Consider the following 17,250-nt stretch of genomic DNA (forward strand, 5'->3'; position numbering starts at 1 on the left):
GAGGCACGCTTCCGTCCGCAGCACCGGGGAAGGCCGGGAAGCAGACCCCTGCGCCGGGTTGGCCGCCCCGGACCTGTCCGGGCATCCCGGCCGTATCCTGAAAACGCCATGGTTTATCTCGATCACGCCGCCACGACCCCGGTACGTCCCGAGGTGCTCGCCGACCTCACGGACGCGTTCGGCCTCCTCGGCAACGCGTCCTCGCTGCACGAAGCCGGACGGCATGCCCGGCGAGTGGTGGAAGAAGCCCGGGAGACCCTTGCCGAAGCGATGGGCTGCACCCCGCACGAGGTCGTGTTCACCAGTGGCGGCACCGAGGCCAACAACCTCGCGCTCAAAGGCCTCTACTGGGCGCGGAACGCCCAAGATCCGACGCGGCAGCGCATCCTCGTCAGCGCGGTCGAACACCACGCGGTCCTCGACCCGGCGCGGTGGCTGGCCGACCACCAGGGGGCCGTCGTGGAAGAACTGCCCGTGGACTCCTACGGGCGGCTCCACCCGGACACCCTGCGGGAAGCGATCGAACGCGACCCCGCGAGCGTGGCACTGGTCTCCGTGATGTGGGCCAACAACGAGGTCGGCACCCTCCAGCCGATCCCGGAGCTCGCCGCGATCGCCGCCGAGCACGGCATCTGGTTCCACACTGACGCGGTCCAAGCCGTGGGCCTCGAAGACATCGACTTCGCGGCGAGCGGCGTGTCCGCGCTGACCCTCACCGGGCACAAGCTGGGCGGGCCTGTGGGGGTGGGGGCGCTACTGCTCGCCCGCGGCGTCGACCCGGTCCCGGTGCTCCACGGCGGCGGCCAGGAGCGCGACGTCCGCTCCGGGACCCTGGCCACCCCTCTGATCCGCGGGTTCGCTACCGCGGTGCGGCTCGCGGTAGCCGAGCGGGAAGAGCACGCAGCTCACCTGGCGGACCTGCGTGACGAGCTTGTCGCCGCGGTACGCGGAGTCGTGCCCGACATCCGGGTCAACGGGCATCCCACCGAGCGGCTCCCCGGCCACGCCAATATCGGTTTCCCCGGCTGCGAAGGGGACGCGCTGCTCATGCTGCTGGACGCCCAAGGCATCTACTGCTCTACCGGGTCAGCGTGTTCCGCTGGCGTCTCCCAGGCCAGCCACGTGCTCCTGGCGATGGGCGCCGACCCGGACACAGCGCGGGAATCGCTGCGCTTCTCCCTGGGCCGCGGCTCTACTTCAGCCGACATCAAAGCCCTCGCGGACGCGATCGGCCCGGCCGTGGCGCGCGCCCGGCAGGCGCGGGCCCGCCGCCGCGCCTAACCGCAGCGCGTCCTTCTCCTCGGCTGCTTCCGCGACTGGCGGGGCGCACGCGTCCGGCACGCGTGCACCCCGCCAGGGCGGGCATCAGCGCCCCAACTGCTTGCGGATGGGTTTGAGGAGCTGCTCGATAATGCGCCACTCAGGGTCCAGTTCACTGGTGACGGAGGCCTGGCCTTCCGACCACTCCCGGGCAGCCTTCTCGAACTCGGGGAAGATGCCCGACTCCGGGTCGAGGTAGAAGTGGAAGACCCGCTGACCGCCGAGAGTCTGCACCGCGAACAGGGCACCGTTGGCGCCGAGCATTTCCCGCAGCCGCAAGGCGTAGGACTCCAAGGCCGCCGCTGAGGAGCCCGTGGGCAGGCGGTCCTTGTCTGCCTCCGTGTAGGAGGCCACCACTTGGACGTACAAGGTGAGCGCGGGATAGTCGCGGCGGTGCAGGGGATGGCGTGCCGACAACTGCATGGCGCCCCGCAGCGGAATCCGCCCCTGCAAGGTGACCCATCCGCCTCCCCCGCTCATCCCGGAGAGCTGCCGGACCACGGCAGGCACCGACGTCGGGGGGAGCGGGTCGAGGGGTTTCTCCACGAGCGGCTTGACCGAGTCGACCCAGCGCACCATGTCGTCTTCGCCGACAGCCAGCAGCATCACATGCTCGGCGACCTCGCGCTGGGTCTCCTCCGGGAGGAACATGAAGTCAGGGTGGTAGACGCCCGCCTCGATCTTCCCGGTGGCGTGGTTCACCCGCATCGACACCGAGACGTGCGACAGGTCGAGCTCGTGGTCGTGCCACGTGATCGTGCGGGACAGCTGGGCGTGGTCGGCGGGACGGGCCGGGAAGAACGTCCACTCGGCGTCCTCCGGCGCGGCGCGGTACCAGCGTTCCGCGAGCACGCGGGCCTCGTCGTCGTCCCCGGCCCGCAAGGTTAGCGCATATGAGGCGCGTGCGGAGGCCGGTTCGGCGTCCAGGCTGGCCAAGAGCGCTTCCGGGCTGTCCAGGGACTCGAACGGGGAGGAGGCGAGGTTGGTGGGCGCGGGTTCAGGTGCGCGCGACACCTCCCAGGTGAGGGAGGGGTGGATACGCTGCACCCTCTCATCGAGCTGCTGGGCGACCTCGGCGGGAACCGGGGCCCCTTCGTCGATGGACGCGGCCAAAGCGCTGCGGAGCTCACCCCACCCGGACCAGAAGTCGTCGATGGCGACAGCGGACTCGTCGGAGCGGCGGCGACGGAACAGAGCCATACCCTGATTTTCGCAGAGTCTCGCGGTGTTCTCGCCGGGAACACCGCGCTGCCGCCCCTGGTTTCCTTTTCCGGTAAGAGGGGTGGGAAAGAACGTTTAGGCTGGAAGATGTTATGACTCTGCGAGTATTGGCCGCCATGTCGGGCGGCGTGGATTCCGCCGTGGCCGCCGCACGGGCCGTCGAGGCCGGGTACGACGTCACCGGCGTGCACCTGGCGTTGTCGTCCAACCCCCAGTCGTATCGGACGGGGGCACGTGGCTGCTGCACGATCGAGGACTCTCGGGACGCCCGCCGGGCTGCCGACGTGATCGGTATCCCGTTCTACATCTGGGACATGGCCGAAGAGTTCGACCGCGACGTGGTGCAGGACTTCGTCGCCGAGTACGCGGCCGGCCGCACCCCCAACCCCTGCCTGCGCTGCAACGAGAAGATCAAGTTCCAGGCGGTGTTGGAGCGGGCTCTGGCTCTCGGCTTCGACGCGGTGTGCACGGGGCACCACGTGCGTTTGGAGAACGGCCGGCTGCGGCGGAGTGTCGACGCGGCCAAGGACCAGTCGTACGTGCTGGCGGTGCTCACCCGCGAGCAGCTCGCCCACGCCATATTCCCGTTGGGTGACTGCACGAAGGAGGAGGTGCGGGCCGAGGCTGCGCGACGCGGGCTCACCGTGGCGGACAAGCCGGACAGCCACGACATCTGCTTTATCGCGGACGGGGACACGAGCGGTTTCCTGGAACGCCGGCTCGGCAGCAACCCGGGTCCCATCGTGGACGAGACCGGCCAGGTGGTCGGCGAGCACCGGGGAGCGCACGCGTTCACTGTCGGCCAGCGCCGCGGGCTCAACCTGAGCGGTGCCCCCCACCGCCGGTATGTCCTGTCGATCGAACCGGTGAGCAACACGGTGCGGGTGGGGCCGCGCGAGGCGCTCAAGGTGGACCGTATCGTCGGGGAGCGTCCCGTGTGGTCGGGGTGTGAGCCGCCGGAGGAGTGGACGCCGTTCCTCGTCCAGCTGCGGGCCCATGGCGAGGTGTACTCCTGCCGGGCACGGCAGTACGAGGGGCGGGTCGAGATCCTGCTGGACGAGCCAGCGCTCGGCGTGGCGAAGGGGCAGGCAGCGGTGTTGTACGACGGCGACGTGGTGATGGGCTCGTCGACGATCGCTGAAACCTCCCGGGTGGAGCAGGCGGCAGCGAACCACGCCGAATGAGCGGGGCGAAAGTCCTAAAAGTTCTTTTCGTCCGACTCTGTCGCTTTAAGTTAGGTAAGGCATAGCATAGTTCTCCCTGGGAGTGTTGGGAGGGCTTTGCATGCCGTACGAGTTCCTGGAGGGCCGTCCCTTCTGGGTGGTCTACCTCTCCCTGCTCGGCATCGTCTTCGCGAGGGCACAGGCCACCTATTGGCTCGGTCGCGGGCTCGGCGCCGGAGTGCACCGCTCCCGCCTCGGCCAGCGCATCGGACCCCGTCTGGAGCATGCCGAAAACCTCATCAACCGGTACGGCCCTCCCGCGGTCACCCTCTCCTTCCTCACCATAGGAATCCAGACCGCGGTCAACCTCACCTCCGGGGCGATGCGCATGCGCTTCGTCCGCTACCTGATCGCGATGTTCGTGGGCTGCCTGGCCTGGGCCGCGATCTACAGCCTCGGCGGAATGGCAGTCCTCGCTGCCTGGTGGGGACTGTTCCTCCACTCGCCGTGGGCGGCCACAGCGGCGGCAGCAGCCGTCATCGCCGCGGTAGTGGGCGTGAAAACCTGGCGGAAGCGGCGCAGCGCGGCGGCACCCGCAGGCCTATCGCCGACGGCACCGGCCCCCGCACCGGTGCAAGCGCAGCAGCCGGCAGAGTCGGCGCCGCAGCACGCCGAAGCCCCCACCCTGCCACCAGCGCCGTAGCCCCTGTGCCGGGGACGCGTCCAGCCGGACCCGCAGCCAGCGGGACGATGCCCTCGGCGGCCCTCGACACCGTGCTCCGGCCCGGGCCGCCCCGCGGCGACCGTGCCGCGGCTGCGCGGCCCCAGGGCCTGGGCAGACCGCACGCCTGCGAGCGGTGCACTACCGCACCGCCACAGCCGCAGACCACGCGGAACCCCGCACGGTCGGGAAGATTCCCAGTGCGGGGAAGCGAGTCGTCTACTCTGATGCCTCGTGAATGAGGAGCAGCGCCATCCCTGGCAACCGGGGGCCTACACCGGTATCGGATCCTGGCCCGGCACCGATCCGGGCGAAGCCATCCGCACCATCCTCGGGGAGCTTCCCCACCTGCCGCACCTCCCGGAACTCCCGGGACGCGGCCCGGGAGCCGACATGATCGGCCGCACCGGGGCCCTGCTGGTGGAACTGCCGATCGAGGTGCAGCCCTCAGGGTGGCGGGTCACCCAGCGGGCAGGCCGCGACCTGACACGGGCCCGCAGCTTCCTCTCCTGGGACCTCGACGCCCTCGAAGAGCACACCTCCGGCTATACGGGTCCGCTGAAAATCCAGGCGACCGGGCCGTGGACCATGGCGGCCTCGGTAGAGCTCCGCAACGGCGAGAAGATGATCGCCGACCTCGGAGCAGTCGCGGACCTGTGCGAATCCTTCCGCGAAGGACTGCTCGCCCACCTTGCCGAAGTGCGCAAACGGGTCCCTGAAGCGACAATCCTGGTCCAGGTCGACGAACCGTCGCTGCCCGCCGTGCTCACCGGCTCAGTACCCACCGCGAGCGGATACGGGCGGCTGCGCGCCGTGGACCGAGTCCTCGTGGAAGAGCGGCTGCGCGCCCTGTTCTCCGCGATCGACACCGCCGGAGGGTATCCCCTCGTGCACTGCTGCGCCCCCCGAGTCCCCGTCGACCTGCTGCGCCGGTGCGGGGCCCGCGCCCTCAGCCTCGACGCCACCCGGCTCACCCGCGAATCCGATGAGGCCATCGGCACGGCAGTGGAGTCCGGGGTGGGACTCCTCCTCGGCGTAGTACCCGCGGTCGACAGCCGGATGTCACCCCCGGTCGATACGGTCGAACCAGTACGTGAACTGTGGCACCGCATCGGTTTCGACCCCGAACACGCGACCCGTGACGTGGTCATCACCCCCGTGTGCGGGCTTGCCGGAGCATCCCCCCGGCATGCCCGAGCCGCACTCGACCTGTGCCGCGAGGCCGCTCGGGTGCTGCGTGAGGAACCACGGCCCCGGCAGTGAACGAAAGGACGCGTGCGTGAGCGCACCAGACCCGACCTTCTCTGACGACGTCCCCGCTGACGTGCGGGAAAGGCACGCCCGGCTGAGCCAGGATCTCGACGACTACAGCTACCGCTACTACCTCGGCTCGCCGATCATCTCCGATGCCGAGTACGACCAGTTGATGGCGGAGCTGCGGGACCTGGAAGCCCAGTACCCGTCCCTGGTGACCCCTGATTCGCCCACCCAGAAGGTGGGCGCGCCCATCAGCAACGAGTTCGCTCCCGTAGAGCACCTGGAGCGGATGCAGAGCCTCGACAACGCGTTCAGCGACGCGCAGTTGGAGGCGTGGGCGCACCGGGTCAGCGCGGAAGTCCCGGTTGACGCGTTCCTGTGCGAGCTCAAAATCGACGGTCTCGCCGTGGCCTTGGTGTATGAGAAGGGGCGCCTGGTGCGTGCCGCCACCCGGGGAGACGGCCGGATCGGGGAGGACATCACCCTCAACATCCGCACCATCGACACGGTGCCGCTCCGCCTGGACGAGTCCCGCTATCCCGCGCCCGAACTGCTTGAGGTGCGCGGTGAAGTGTTCCTGCCGGTCAAGGCATTCGAACAGCTCAACTCCCGGCTCGCTGACGAAGGCAAGCCCCCGTTCGCCAACCCCCGCAACGCCGCGGCCGGGTCCCTGCGGCAGAAGGACCCGCGGGTCACCGCGTCCCGGCCGTTGAGCATGCTGGTGCACGGGATCGGCGCGCACCGCGGGGTGACCATCACCCACCAGTCGCAGTCCTACGAGCTGCTGGCCGCATGGGGACTGCCGGTCAGCGACCGGGTCCGGGTGGTCTCCACCCTGGACGAGGTGCGCGAATATATCGCCTACTACGCGGAGCACCGCCACGACCCCGAATACGAGATCGACGGGGTCGTCGTCAAAGTCGACGATGTCTCCCTGCAGCGCCGCCTCGGCTCCACCAGCCGGGCCCCGCGGTGGGCGATCGCCTACAAGTACCCGCCCGAGGAAGTGACCACCAAGCTGCTCGACATCAAAACCAGTGTGGGCCGCACCGGGCGGGTGACCCCCTATGCGGTGCTGGAGCCGGTGAAGGTCGCCGGATCCGAAGTCGAGTTCGCCACCCTGCACAACGCCCAGGAAGTGGCCCGCAAAGGCGTGCTGATCGGCGACACCGTGGTGGTCCGCAAAGCCGGGGACATCATCCCGGAGGTCGTGGGCCCGGTGGTGGAGAAGCGCACCGGCACCGAGCGGCCGTTCGTGATGCCCACCGAGTGCCCCGAGTGCGGCAGCCCGCTCGGCCAGCAGAAGGAAGGCGACGTCGACCTGCGCTGCCCCAACACCCGCTACTGCAAAGGGCAGTTGCGGGAGCGGCTCGCGTTCATCGCCGGACGCAAAGCCCTCGACATTGAAGCCCTGGGCTACGTGGCGGCCACCGCCCTCACCCAGCCGTTGGAGCCGGCCGAACCGCCGCTGCGGGACGAAGGCGACCTGTTCAACCTGACGGTTGAGCAGTTGCTGCCGATCCGCACGCTTGTCCTCGACCCGGACACCGCCGAGCCGAAGATCGACCCGAAGACCGGCAAACCCAAGGTGGTGAGCTTCTTCGCTAACCAGAAGGGCGAGCCGAAGAAGATCGTCGAGAAGCTGTTCCAGCAGCTGGAGGAAGCGAAGAAGCGTCCGCTGTGGCGCGTGCTGGTCGCCCTGTCCATCCGGCATGTGGGCCCGCGCGCTGCCGAGGACCTTGCCCGCCACTTCCGCTCCTTGGATGCTATTGCTCAGGCCAGTGAGGAGGAGCTGGAGGCAGTCGAGGGGATCGGTCCGACCATTGCCCGGTCCATCGTCGACTGGTTCTCCGTGGACTGGCACCGTGAGATCGTGGAGAAGTGGCGGGCCGCAGGGGTCCGCATGGAGGAGGAGGGCGCCGACGATGGTCCCCGCCTGCTGGACGGCATTACCACGGTGATCACCGGCACACTGGAGAAGTACAGCCGGGACGGAGCGAAGGAGGCGGTGCAGAAGCTCGGTGGCAGGGTCACCGGGTCGGTGTCCAGGAAGACTGACTTCGTCGTGGTCGGAGCAAACCCCGGTTCGAAGTACGACAAAGCTGTGAAGCTGGGGGTGCCGATCCTTGACGAGGCAGGGTTCGAGGTGTTGCTCACTCAAGGTCCGGAAGCGGCCAGGGCAGCCCGTCTCTCCGAGGATGAATCCGTCCTGAGCTGAGCATTCCCGGCCAAAAAGTCGGTCTGATCACCACCAGGACCTGATGTCAGTCTGCTAGGGGAGTAATACGATACGCGATCGAAAGGTCACCGCTGCGGTGTCGTTTGAAGCGGAAAGGGACACCCGCCACAACCATCGGTTTACTGAAAGTCTGCAATCAGCGACACTTGGTGACGAAACGGCGTAAGCTGACCAGCAGCGGTCCAAGCCGTTCGCGACCGTTTTCCGGGTCCGGACATGTCCGGAAAACCGTCGTGTCAGAACCCGTGCGGGGCGCGAAGGGCGGAGGGGAATTCGGCCGTCCGCGCGTTCCACGAACCATCCCGAGGACGTCATGAAAGATCCCACCAGCACCCGGGATGTCGGCCCCCGGGTCGGGACGCCGCTGTGGCTGTACTTCGCCAGTACCACGGTGGCCGGTTGCGTTCTCCTCGTCGTGTCCCTGATCTGGCTGGGGGCTGACCGACTCCAGGTGTTCGCTACCGAGCCGCTCGTGTGGGTCCTGCTGTGCATGGTGATCATCGGAGAGTTGCGTCCTATCGCCGCGCAGCGGCCCACGGGCGGGAACGCCCCTACGTCCCTGCCGTTCTCCTTCGCCCTCGTCATCTACCACGGCCTGCCGATCGCCGGGCTGGTCCAGGCCGTGGGCTCCCTCCTGGCAGGGGTCACGCGCGGACAGGAGCCGCACCGCATCGCGTTCAACATCGCCCAGTACACGCTGAGCTTCGGGGTCGCGGACGCTGTCATCCAACTGGCCTACCCCCGCACCCCCCTCGTGCCGTGGGTGCCGCAGGGGGCGGGGCTGGTGATGGTCGTCCTGGCCGCGGGCGCCTATTTCGTCACCAACCTGCTGCTGGTCGAGTGCGCGGTCGCCATGCACGAGCGCATCCCGCTGCACCGGGTGCTGATGAAGGACCTCGGCTACCGCCTCTTCGTCGCCGGGGTCCTCCTCAGCTTGGCGCCGCTCGTCGTCATCGCCATGGCGCACTCGATCTGGCTGGTGCCGCTGTTCTTCTTCCCGCTTGCCGCGCTGTACAGCAGCGCCTCCCTGTCGGTGAAGCGCGAATACCAGGCCAACCACGACGAACTCACCGGCCTGGCCAACCGCAAGCTGCTGATTCTGCGCACCCAGGAGGCGCTCAGCGAAGCCCAGGAGCGCCGGCAGTGCGTCGGACTCCTCCTGCTGGACCTCGACCGTTTCAAAGAAGTCAACGACACCCTGGGCCACCCCACCGGCGACCGGCTGCTGCAGACCGTCGCCTACCGCCTCACCCACAGCGTGCGCCCCGGAGACCTGGTGGCCCGGCTCGGCGGGGACGAGTTCGCGGTGCTGCTGCCCCAGGTGCGGGACGCGGCTTCGGCCCGCGAAGTCGCGGCGCGGCTGCGGGTCGCTTTGGCGGAACCCCTGCGCCTGGACGGGATGGACTTCGACCTGGAAGCCAGCATCGGCATCGCGCTCTACCCCGACCACGCCCCCGACTTCGAACTGCTGATGCAGCGCGCCGACGTGGCCATGTACGTGGCCAAGGAACAGCGCACCGGGGTGGAGCTGTACGCTCCGCACAAGGACCGGAACTCCGCGGCCCGGTTGAGCCTGTTCGGGGAACTGCGCCGCGCCCTCATCGAAAACGAGCTGGAGATGTTCTACCAGCCGATCGTCGCGCTGGCCGATGAGCGCGTGGTCGCGCTGGAAGCCTTGGTGCGCTGGCGGCACCGCCGGAGGGGGATCCTCCCGCCGGAGGAGTTCGTCCCCATGGTGGAACAGTCCTATCTGATGCGGAGCTTCACCCACGAGGTCATCGAGCAGACGTGCGCGCAGGCTGCCCGCTGGTGGAGCGAGGGCATCACCCTGCCCGTGGCGATCAACCTGTCTGCCCGGGAGCTGCTGGACCCGACCCTGCCGGAGAGCATCGAATCCGGGCTGCGGCGGTACCGGCTCCAGCCGAAGGCCCTGCGGCTGGAGATCAGCGAACGCGCCCTGGTCTCGGACGCGGAAGCGATCATTCCCGCCATCATGTCCCTTGCGGAGCTGGGAGTCACGGTCGCGTTGGACGACTTCGGCACCGGCTATTTCACCTTGGCCCGCCTCAACGGCCTGCCCGTCGGGGAAGTCAAGGTGGACGGGTCGTTCGTCCGCCACGTGATCGATGATTCCGACAGCAAGGTGGTCGTAGAAGCCGCTGTGGACCTGATGAACACGCTGGGACTGCGGGCTATCGCCGAAGGGGTGGAGAATGCGGAGCAGGTCGAAGCGGTCCGCGCCCTCGGCTGCTATGCGGCCCAGGGCCGGTACTTCACCCCGCCGCTGGATGCGGGTGCGGTCACCGGATGGCTGCTGGAGCATGGTGACTTGGCGATCTCGCCGTCGGCGAGCAGCACCGGGACATCCTGGCCGCACAGCGGAATGAGACCACCGACCACCCCGCAGCAGCCATAGGATTGACCTGTCCGAATCTGCCGAAGGAACGGTTTGCAATCCATGTCCGCCATCACCCGTGATGAGGTCGCGCACCTCGCCCGGTTGGCGCGGCTGGCGCTGCCCGAGGACGAGCTCGACCAGCTCGCTGCCCAGCTTGATGTGATCATTTCCGCTGTGGCCAAGGTGCAGGAGGTCGCCAAGGGCGACATCCCACCGACCTCGCACGCTCTGCCGTTGACCAACGTCTACCGTCCTGACGAGGTCAAGCCCGGCCTCACCCCCGACCAGGCGCTGGCGGAGGCTCCAGCGGTGGAGGACGGCCGGTTCCGGGTCCCGCAGATCCTGGGGGAGGAAGGATGACCGAGCTGCTCAAGCTGAGCGCTGCTGAACTCGGCGCGGCCATCGCTTCAGGGGAGACCTCCGCGGTCGAAGCCACCCAGGCCTACTTGGACCGGATCGCGGAAGTCGACGGCCAGATCCACGCGTTCCTCCACGTCGCCGCCGACAAAGCGCTGGAACAGGCCCGCGCGGTGGACGCCCGGCGCGCCGCAGGGGAGAAACTCGGCCCGCTGGCCGGGGTGCCCGTGGCGCACAAGGACGTGTTCACCACCAAGGACATGCCTACCACCGCGGCGTCGAAGATCCTCGAGGGCTGGCAGTCGCCCTACGACGCCACGGTCACGGAACGTCTCCGGGACGCCGGGCTCGTCATTCTCGGCAAGACCAACCTGGACGAGTTCGCCATGGGGTCCTCGACGGAGAACTCCGCCTACGGTCCCACCCGCAACCCGTGGGACACCGACCGGGTGCCCGGCGGGTCGTCCGGAGGCTCCTCTGCCGCAGTAGCCGCTTTCGAAGCCCCGCTGGCGACCGGAACCGACACCGGCGGCTCCATCCGGCAGCCCGCGGCTGTGTGCGGCCTCGTCGGCGCCAAACCCACCTATGGCACGTCGTCGCGCTACGGTCTGATCGCTTTCGCGTCCTCGCTCGACACGCCCGGGCCGATCGCCCGCAATGTCCTGGACGCGGCTCTGCTGCACGAGGCGTTCTCCGGGCACGACCCGCGCGACTCTACGTCGGTGAACGAGCCGGTGCCCCCGGTGGTGGAAGCGGCCCGACGCGCCGACGTTTCCGGAATGCGCATCGGCGTGGTCAAGGAGCTGTCCGGCGAGGGCTACCAGCCGGGTGTGATGCAGCGTTTCACCGAGGCTGTGGAGCTCTTCGAGTCGCTGGGCGCCAAGATCGTCGAAGTGTCCTGCCCGAGCTTCACCGCCGCGCTCGCGGCGTACTACCTCATCGCGCCCAGCGAGTGCTCGTCCAACCTGGCCCGCTTCGACGCCATGCGCTACGGCCTGCGGGTCGGCGACGACGGGACGCGGAGCGCCGACGAGGTGATGGCGCTGACCCGCGCCCAAGGGTTCGGTCCCGAGGTGAAGCGCCGCATCATCCTGGGCACCTACGCGCTGTCGAGCGGCTACTACGACGCCTACTACGGGTCGGCGCAGAAGGTGCGCACACTCATCAAACGGGACTTTGAAGCCGCGTTCCAGCAGGCTGACGTGCTGGTTTCGCCGACGACGCCGACTACGGCGTTCCGGCTGGGCGAGCGCATCGACGATCCGATGGCGATGTACCTGGCCGACCTGTGCACGATCCCGACGAACCTGGCGGGGAACGCTGCGCTGTCGGTGCCGTGCGGGCTCGCTCCGGAAGACAACATGCCGGTGGGCCTGCACATCATGGCGCCGACGCTGGCCGACGACCGCGCCTACCAGGCGGGTGCGGCCGTGGAGGCGGCCCTGCGGGACAAGTGGGGCGGCGACCTGCTGTCGCAGTGCGCCTACGCGGTCTAAACACGTCCTGAAGCCGCTGCAGCGCCTCCGGGAGCCTCCCGGAGGCGCTGTGTGTTGTGTGCGGGGCACGGCACCCCGCACACAGGAGGAAGGCCCCCGCCGCGGCTGCGGCAGGGGCCTTCGCGTCAGGTAGCGTCTCTCAGCAGAGCGGAGACGGATCAGGCGTCGTCAGCGTTGCTCTTGCGCTTGCGGGCCAGGTACATTGCGGCACCGCCACCGCCGACGGCGACGACCGCAGCGGCGATCAGACCGCCGAGCGCAGCACCGGTCACGGGCAGGCCGGGCTTGTCGTCAGCCGGAGGAGTGGGCTTCGGCGACTCCGTGGCAGGCGGGGTCTCGTCGTCGCCCGGGGTCGGGGTCTCGTCATCGCCCGGGGTCTCGTCATCGCCCGGGGTCTCGTCGTCACCCGGGGTCTCGTCATCGCCCGGGGTCTCGTCGTCCGAGGGGGCGGGAGCGGTCCAGGTGACCTTGACCTCAGCGCTGGCGGTGGTCTCGGCCTTGTCTGCGGTGATCAGGGTCTGGGTGGGCGGGTCGCCCTGCAGGCCCTTGAACAGGCGGCCGATCTCCACGGTCGCGGAGACGGAAGCGCTGACGGTGGCCTCGCCGTCCGCAGTGCCTTCCGGCACCAGCACGCTGAACTTGTCCTCGTTGCCGACCTCGGTGACCGGGTTGCCCTCGAGGTCAACGGTCTGGACGCCCTCCGGGCCGTTCAGGGTCAGCGGCACCGAGCTGGCGGTGGTGGAGACCGTGAACTCACCGATAAGGCCGCCGGACTCACCCGAAGCCTCGTTGGGGCTGATGGTCAGCGAGGCCGGAGCCTGCTGGATCTCGGTGGCGTTCTCGATGAGGTAGTTGTAGAGCTTCCAGACCTTCTTCGGGGTGCCCTTCTCCTTCAGGTTGACACCGTTGCTGAAGTGCCAGATCGCGGCCTGGGTGGCGGAGAGGGCGTCCTTGGCGGTGAGGTCCTTGATCCCGGTCCGCTCGCTGAGCTGGTCCGCGGAGAGCTCGGGGTAGGAGTTCTGGAGGATCCAGAGGACCTTGCCCGGCTGGGAGTTGGCGAACTCGCCCTCACCGGGGTATTCGCTCCAGTCCCCCTCCTCGTACTTCGCCTTGGACCGGATGGGGGTCTCGAAGTCGATGCAGTAGGCGGGGATCTTGGTGCCGTCGCTGAGGGTCAGCTGGAAGAGGACGGTGCCGACCGAACCGCGGTCGAACGACAGGGTGTGACCGCTCGCGACGTTGCCCGTGTACTGGGCGTCGGCACCACCGGAGTAGTGGTCAGCGAACGCGGGTGCGGCCGACATGCCGAAGGCGAGGAACGCGGCGGTCGCCGTACCGGCGACAGTGACCAGCGCGCGCCGCACACCGCGGGGTGTACGGGAGGAAGAGTCTGTGGTCAACAAGTCGTATCCCAGAGTTGTTGAGGGGGTGGACAGGCGATCCGACCGTGCGGGACGCCGCGTGCGGCCAGGGGTCGCACGGGGACCGCGTTTGAGGAAAGCAACTCGATCGTTGGTGCTTCGATGCGGGTGCCCGGTCGCAGCAGAGAGTGGACGTGTGGCGTCAGGCCGCTCACCAGACCACCGGCACCAAAGCCGCGGGCGGTGGGTATCACCGCACGGCAGATAATAGCCGTCTTTATCCGATCTTTCTACGGTAGGAGAAAACCCCGGAAGTGCTTTTGGTTCTTGAGGTATCAACCATGAGGTGATATATGCACACAAACTTCCGCGGGTTTTTCTTTTCCCGCGGCGACCTGCGGTAATAGGAGTAATGAACCGGACATCTCCGGCGTGGGTCATCAATTTTTATGATGCCGGATAGTCTCCAGGGGAAGAGGACGCGCAGAACAGGTGTCCGGATTACCTAAAGTTGATGATTTTTCTGGGGAAAGCGGAAAGCTCTGGTCGGTCTCGGTCACCTCACTGTGTGTGCCGTCTCACGTGCGGGAAACGTCAGCGCCGCCTACGCCAGGTCACCAGGATCAGTACTGCGCCGAGGCCCAGCAGTGCCAGCGCGCCGGCCAGGACAGCACCCAGCCAGGTGCCGGTGAGGGGCAGGTCCGCTTCGATGCGCTTGTCCTCGGCGACGATCGGCGCGGCAGGCTCAGCAGGCGGCGTAGGGGCAGGCGCTGAGGCGGACTGCTCGGGGGCGGGGGCATCCGAGGGCGATCCGGAAGGAGACGCGGAGGCGGCGGAATCAGGCGCGTTCCAGCTCACGCGCGCCGCGACAGTCAGGGCAATGGTCGCCGTATCAGCGACGACCAAAGGCTGGGTCTGCACCCCGTCCTTACCCGTGTAGACCAGGCCGGGCAGGATTTCTGCCTGGTCGGTGCGCGCATACACGGTGGCCGTGCCCTCCTCGACGTCTGCGGGGAGCGCGAGGAGGATTTCATCGCCGTCACGGGCTTCAAAGACCGGGGAGCCGTCGGCGTCGACCAGCGCGGCTTCTCCAATCCCGTTCACGGTCAGCCGTACCGGTGCGTCACCCGTGGTGTGCACGGTCAGCGGGCCCAGCGAGGACGACGTCTCCCCGACGACCTCGGTCGGGACGAGCCCTAGCGGGGCGTCGGGTTCGGCTACGGGAGTCGCATGGTCCAGCAGGTACCGGTAGAGCGCGTGCACGTGTGCGGCACCGGAGTCCCCGAAACCAGGCGGACGCAACTGGATGCCGTTGCTGAAGTGCCAGATCGCCGCTTGGGTGCCCGCGATCGCCTGTTCGGCGCTCAGCCCGTCGATGCCGCTGTGCTCCGCCACTTCCTCCAACGGCAGCACAGGGTAGGAGTTGCGCACGATCCAGACGATCTTGCCGGCGTGGGCGGCCCCCGGAAGCTGCGGCCACTCCGCCATGGTGTAGGCAGCCGTGTAGTCGACGTTGCGGCTGACGTCCACGCAGTAGGCGGCCACCGTCGTGTCGTCGTCCACTCGGAGTTCGAACAGCGTGGTGGTGGCGGATTCCCCGTTGGTGAAGTGGACGTTCTCGCCAGGGGTCCCGTTGCGGTCGACACGTGCAATAGACGTGGACTCCGCGGCCGCGGGAAGCGAAGGCCCCCAGCAGGCGAGGAGGATGGCTGCGGTGGCGGCGCACAGTCCGGATCGCACGCGGGACAGCAGACTCGGCACGATGTCTTCCAGGCGAAAACAGCGGGTGGCGGGGAAGTGGCTCCCGGCGCGAGCTCAGGGCTGGCTGGCGCGGGGTCGGAACGGTCGAAGGAAAGCCTAACCTCTGGGGCGGGACCCGCTGGCGGTCCCGGCGAAACCGCTGAACAATCGTACGCTTCCCGTAATATCCCAGAAGCCTTCGCCGATGCGGCCCTAAAAAGTCATCCCTGTGTTCGGCCCTCGGTAGGCTCGGAAGGTGCCCGTCGGTGCGCTGCCCGGACGGCGGGCCACGAGGTGCTCAACGACAAGTGACCTGTTCGGTGGGGCAGCACCGGACGGGAACGGTTCGAAACGAAAAACAACGGAAGCGGGTTGTGCGGCGATGGGTAGCGCGGTGACGAGTGACCACTCCGCCAAGGGCGGTGCTACGGCGCTGATGCCCTACGACGAGGTACTGCGCGGGTACGAGCCGGTACTGGGATTGGAGACCCACGTCGAGCTGGGTACCCGCTCGAAGATGTTCTGCTCCTGCGCCACTACTTTCGGCGCCGAACCGAACACCCAGGTGTGCCCGGTGTGCCTGGCGCTGCCGGGTGCGCTGCCGGTGGTCAACAGCGCGGCAGTGGAGAGCGCGATCCGGCTCGGTCTTGCGCTGAACTGCTCTATCGCCGAGTGGTGCCGGTTTGCCCGGAAGAACTACTTCTATCCGGACATGCCGAAGAACTACCAGATCTCGCAGTACGACGAGCCGCTCTGCTACGACGGGTACCTCGACGTCACGGTGGACACCCCGGAAGGGCCGCGCGAGTTCCGGATCGGTATCGAGCGCGTCCACATGGAGGAGGACACCGGTAAGACGTCGCACGTGGGCGGGGCTGACGGCCGGATCCACGGCGCCGAGTACTCCACCGTCGACTACAACCGCGCGGGGATTCCGCTGCTGGAGATCGTCACCAAGCCGATCGAGGACGCCGGGGAGTGGGCTCCCCAGGTGGCCCGCGCCTATGTACGGGAGCTGCGTGACCTGATCCGCGCCCTGGGGATCTCCGACGTGCGCATGGAGGAGGGTTCGCTCCGCTGCGACGTCAACGTTTCGCTGAAGCCGCGCGGGAGCACGGAATGGGGCACCCGGACTGAGACGAAGAACGTCAACTCGCTGCGTTCGATCGAGCGGGCGGTCCGCCACGAGATCGAACGGCAGGGCGGGGTCCTGTCCGCGGGCGGCCGCGTCGTGCAGGAGACCCGGCACTTCCAGGAGAGCACGGGAACCACTGTGGCGGGGCGCAGCAAGGAGGAGGCGCAGGACTACCGCTACTTCCCCGACCCTGACCTGGTGCCGGTCGCGCCCGACCGCGAATGGGTGGAGCAGCTCCGCGCCACCCTGCCGGAACTGCCTTCCGCGAAGCGGCGCCGGCTCAAGGCCGAATGGAACCTGACCGACAAGGAGCTGCAGGACCTCGTCAATGCGAACGCGGTCGACCTGGTCGAGCAGACTGTTGCCGCGGGCGCTCCCCCGGCTGAGGCGCGCAAGTGGTGGTTGAACGACCTGTCGCGGCGGGCCACGGAGACCGGTGTGGAGCTGAGCGAGCTGCCGATCACCCCGGCCCAGGTCGCCCGGGTCGTGGAGCTGGTTGCCGAGGGGTCGCTCACCAACAAGCTGGCCCGGCAGGTGGTCGACGGGGTGCTCGCAGGAGAAGGCGAGCCGGACGAGGTGGTGGAAGCCCGCGGGCTGCGGGTGGTCAGCGACGACGCTGCCCTGGGCGCGATCGTCGACCAGGCGATCGCGAACAACGCGGACGCCGCCGAGAAGGTCCGCAACGGCAAGATCGCCGCGGTGGGCGCCCTGGTCGGTGCGGTCATGCGGGAGACCAAGGGCCAGGCGGACGCGGGACGGGCACGGCAGCTCATCCTGGAGCGGCTGGGGGTCTCGGGCTGACGGAGGAGTGCTACGGCACGGGCCTCCACCGGGGATGACAG

Annotated in this window: 12 protein-coding genes; 9 read left to right on the plus strand and 3 right to left on the minus strand. The window is 68.3% G+C overall.

Annotated features, from left to right (window positions below):
• Nucleotides 1-108: 108 nt before the first annotated feature.
• On the plus strand, nucleotides 109-1,281 hold the full coding sequence (locus TF1_RS06910) for a cysteine desulfurase family protein (protein WP_011291042.1): 1,173 nt from the start codon (nucleotides 109-111) through the stop codon (nucleotides 1,279-1,281).
• Nucleotides 1,282-1,365: 84 nt separating this feature from the next.
• On the opposite strand, the gene TF1_RS06915 is transcribed toward TF1_RS06910, so the two are convergent.
• A complete protein-coding gene (locus tag TF1_RS06915; RefSeq protein WP_011291043.1) occupies nucleotides 1,366-2,520 on the minus strand; it encodes a DUF695 domain-containing protein in 1,155 nt (384 codons plus the stop codon).
• Nucleotides 2,521-2,633: 113 nt separating this feature from the next.
• Between TF1_RS06915 and mnmA the strand changes: the two genes are divergently transcribed.
• From mnmA to gatA, 7 genes are all read left to right on the plus strand, one after another.
• On the plus strand, nucleotides 2,634-3,725 hold the full coding sequence (gene mnmA / locus TF1_RS06920) for a tRNA 2-thiouridine(34) synthase MnmA (RefSeq protein WP_173668168.1): 1,092 nt from the start codon (nucleotides 2,634-2,636) through the stop codon (nucleotides 3,723-3,725).
• A 100-nt stretch (nucleotides 3,726-3,825) separates the two neighbouring features.
• Complete coding sequence (locus TF1_RS06925; RefSeq protein WP_082797703.1) at nucleotides 3,826-4,407, plus strand: DedA family protein; 582 nt, start codon at nucleotides 3,826-3,828, stop codon at nucleotides 4,405-4,407.
• A 252-nt stretch (nucleotides 4,408-4,659) separates the two neighbouring features.
• Nucleotides 4,660-5,688, plus strand: a complete 1,029-nt coding sequence (locus tag TF1_RS06930; RefSeq protein ID WP_016188264.1) for a methionine synthase — start codon at nucleotides 4,660-4,662, stop codon at nucleotides 5,686-5,688.
• A gap of 16 nt (nucleotides 5,689-5,704) precedes the next feature.
• The gene (gene ligA / locus TF1_RS06935) at nucleotides 5,705-7,900 is read left to right on the plus strand and encodes an NAD-dependent DNA ligase LigA (RefSeq protein ID WP_061783757.1); all 2,196 of its coding nucleotides are present in this window, start codon (nucleotides 5,705-5,707) and stop codon (nucleotides 7,898-7,900) included.
• Between the two features lie 334 nt (nucleotides 7,901-8,234).
• Entirely contained in the window at nucleotides 8,235-10,337 is a 2,103-nt protein-coding gene (locus TF1_RS06940) for a putative bifunctional diguanylate cyclase/phosphodiesterase (protein WP_061783758.1), read from the plus strand.
• A 42-nt stretch (nucleotides 10,338-10,379) separates the two neighbouring features.
• Complete coding sequence (gatC, locus tag TF1_RS06945) at nucleotides 10,380-10,679, plus strand: Asp-tRNA(Asn)/Glu-tRNA(Gln) amidotransferase subunit GatC (RefSeq protein WP_011291052.1); 300 nt, start codon at nucleotides 10,380-10,382, stop codon at nucleotides 10,677-10,679.
• Nucleotides 10,676-12,172 carry an Asp-tRNA(Asn)/Glu-tRNA(Gln) amidotransferase subunit GatA gene (gene gatA / locus TF1_RS06950; protein ID WP_011291053.1) on the plus strand — a complete coding sequence of 499 codons (1,497 nt, stop codon included), beginning with the start codon at nucleotides 10,676-10,678 and terminating at the stop codon, nucleotides 12,170-12,172. Before gatC ends, gatA begins: the two co-directional genes overlap by 4 nt.
• A gap of 158 nt (nucleotides 12,173-12,330) precedes the next feature.
• Here the strand turns inward: gatA and TF1_RS06955 are convergent, their stop codons facing one another.
• Both TF1_RS06955 and TF1_RS06960 read right to left on the minus strand, forming a co-directional pair.
• Nucleotides 12,331-13,575, minus strand: coding sequence for a thioester domain-containing protein (locus TF1_RS06955; protein WP_011291054.1), 1,245 nt, complete (start codon nucleotides 13,573-13,575; stop codon nucleotides 12,331-12,333).
• Between the two features lie 552 nt (nucleotides 13,576-14,127).
• Nucleotides 14,128-15,294 carry a thioester domain-containing protein gene (locus tag TF1_RS06960; RefSeq protein ID WP_011291055.1) on the minus strand — a complete coding sequence of 389 codons (1,167 nt, stop codon included), beginning with the start codon at nucleotides 15,292-15,294 and terminating at the stop codon, nucleotides 14,128-14,130.
• Between the two features lie 361 nt (nucleotides 15,295-15,655).
• Between TF1_RS06960 and gatB the strand changes: the two genes are divergently transcribed.
• Nucleotides 15,656-17,209: an Asp-tRNA(Asn)/Glu-tRNA(Gln) amidotransferase subunit GatB gene (gatB, locus tag TF1_RS06965; protein ID WP_011291056.1), complete on the plus strand. Its 1,554-nt coding sequence runs from the start codon at nucleotides 15,656-15,658 to the stop codon at nucleotides 17,207-17,209.
• Nucleotides 17,210-17,250 lie beyond the last annotated feature (41 nt).

Source organism: Thermobifida fusca NBRC 14071 = JCM 3263 (assembly GCF_001592045.1).
In the GTDB taxonomy this organism is placed as follows: domain Bacteria; phylum Actinomycetota; class Actinomycetes; order Streptosporangiales; family Streptosporangiaceae; genus Thermobifida; species Thermobifida fusca.

Bases quoted from the DNA above. Each gene is read 5' to 3' on its own strand.
- TF1_RS06910 (WP_011291042.1), top strand. From the start codon at position 109: ATGGTTTATCTCGATCACGCCGCCACGACCCCGGTACGTCCCGAGGTG.
- TF1_RS06915 (WP_011291043.1), bottom strand. From the start codon at position 2,520: ATGGCTCTGTTCCGTCGCCGCCGCTCCGACGAGTCCGCTGTCGCCATC.
- mnmA (WP_173668168.1), top strand. From the start codon at position 2,634: ATGACTCTGCGAGTATTGGCCGCCATGTCGGGCGGCGTGGATTCCGCC.
- TF1_RS06925 (WP_082797703.1), top strand. From the start codon at position 3,826: ATGCCGTACGAGTTCCTGGAGGGCCGTCCCTTCTGGGTGGTCTACCTC.
- TF1_RS06940 (WP_061783758.1), top strand. From the start codon at position 8,235: ATGAAAGATCCCACCAGCACCCGGGATGTCGGCCCCCGGGTCGGGACG.
- gatC (WP_011291052.1), top strand. From the start codon at position 10,380: ATGTCCGCCATCACCCGTGATGAGGTCGCGCACCTCGCCCGGTTGGCG.
- gatA (WP_011291053.1), top strand. From the start codon at position 10,676: ATGACCGAGCTGCTCAAGCTGAGCGCTGCTGAACTCGGCGCGGCCATC.
- gatB (WP_011291056.1), top strand. From the start codon at position 15,656: ATGGGTAGCGCGGTGACGAGTGACCACTCCGCCAAGGGCGGTGCTACG.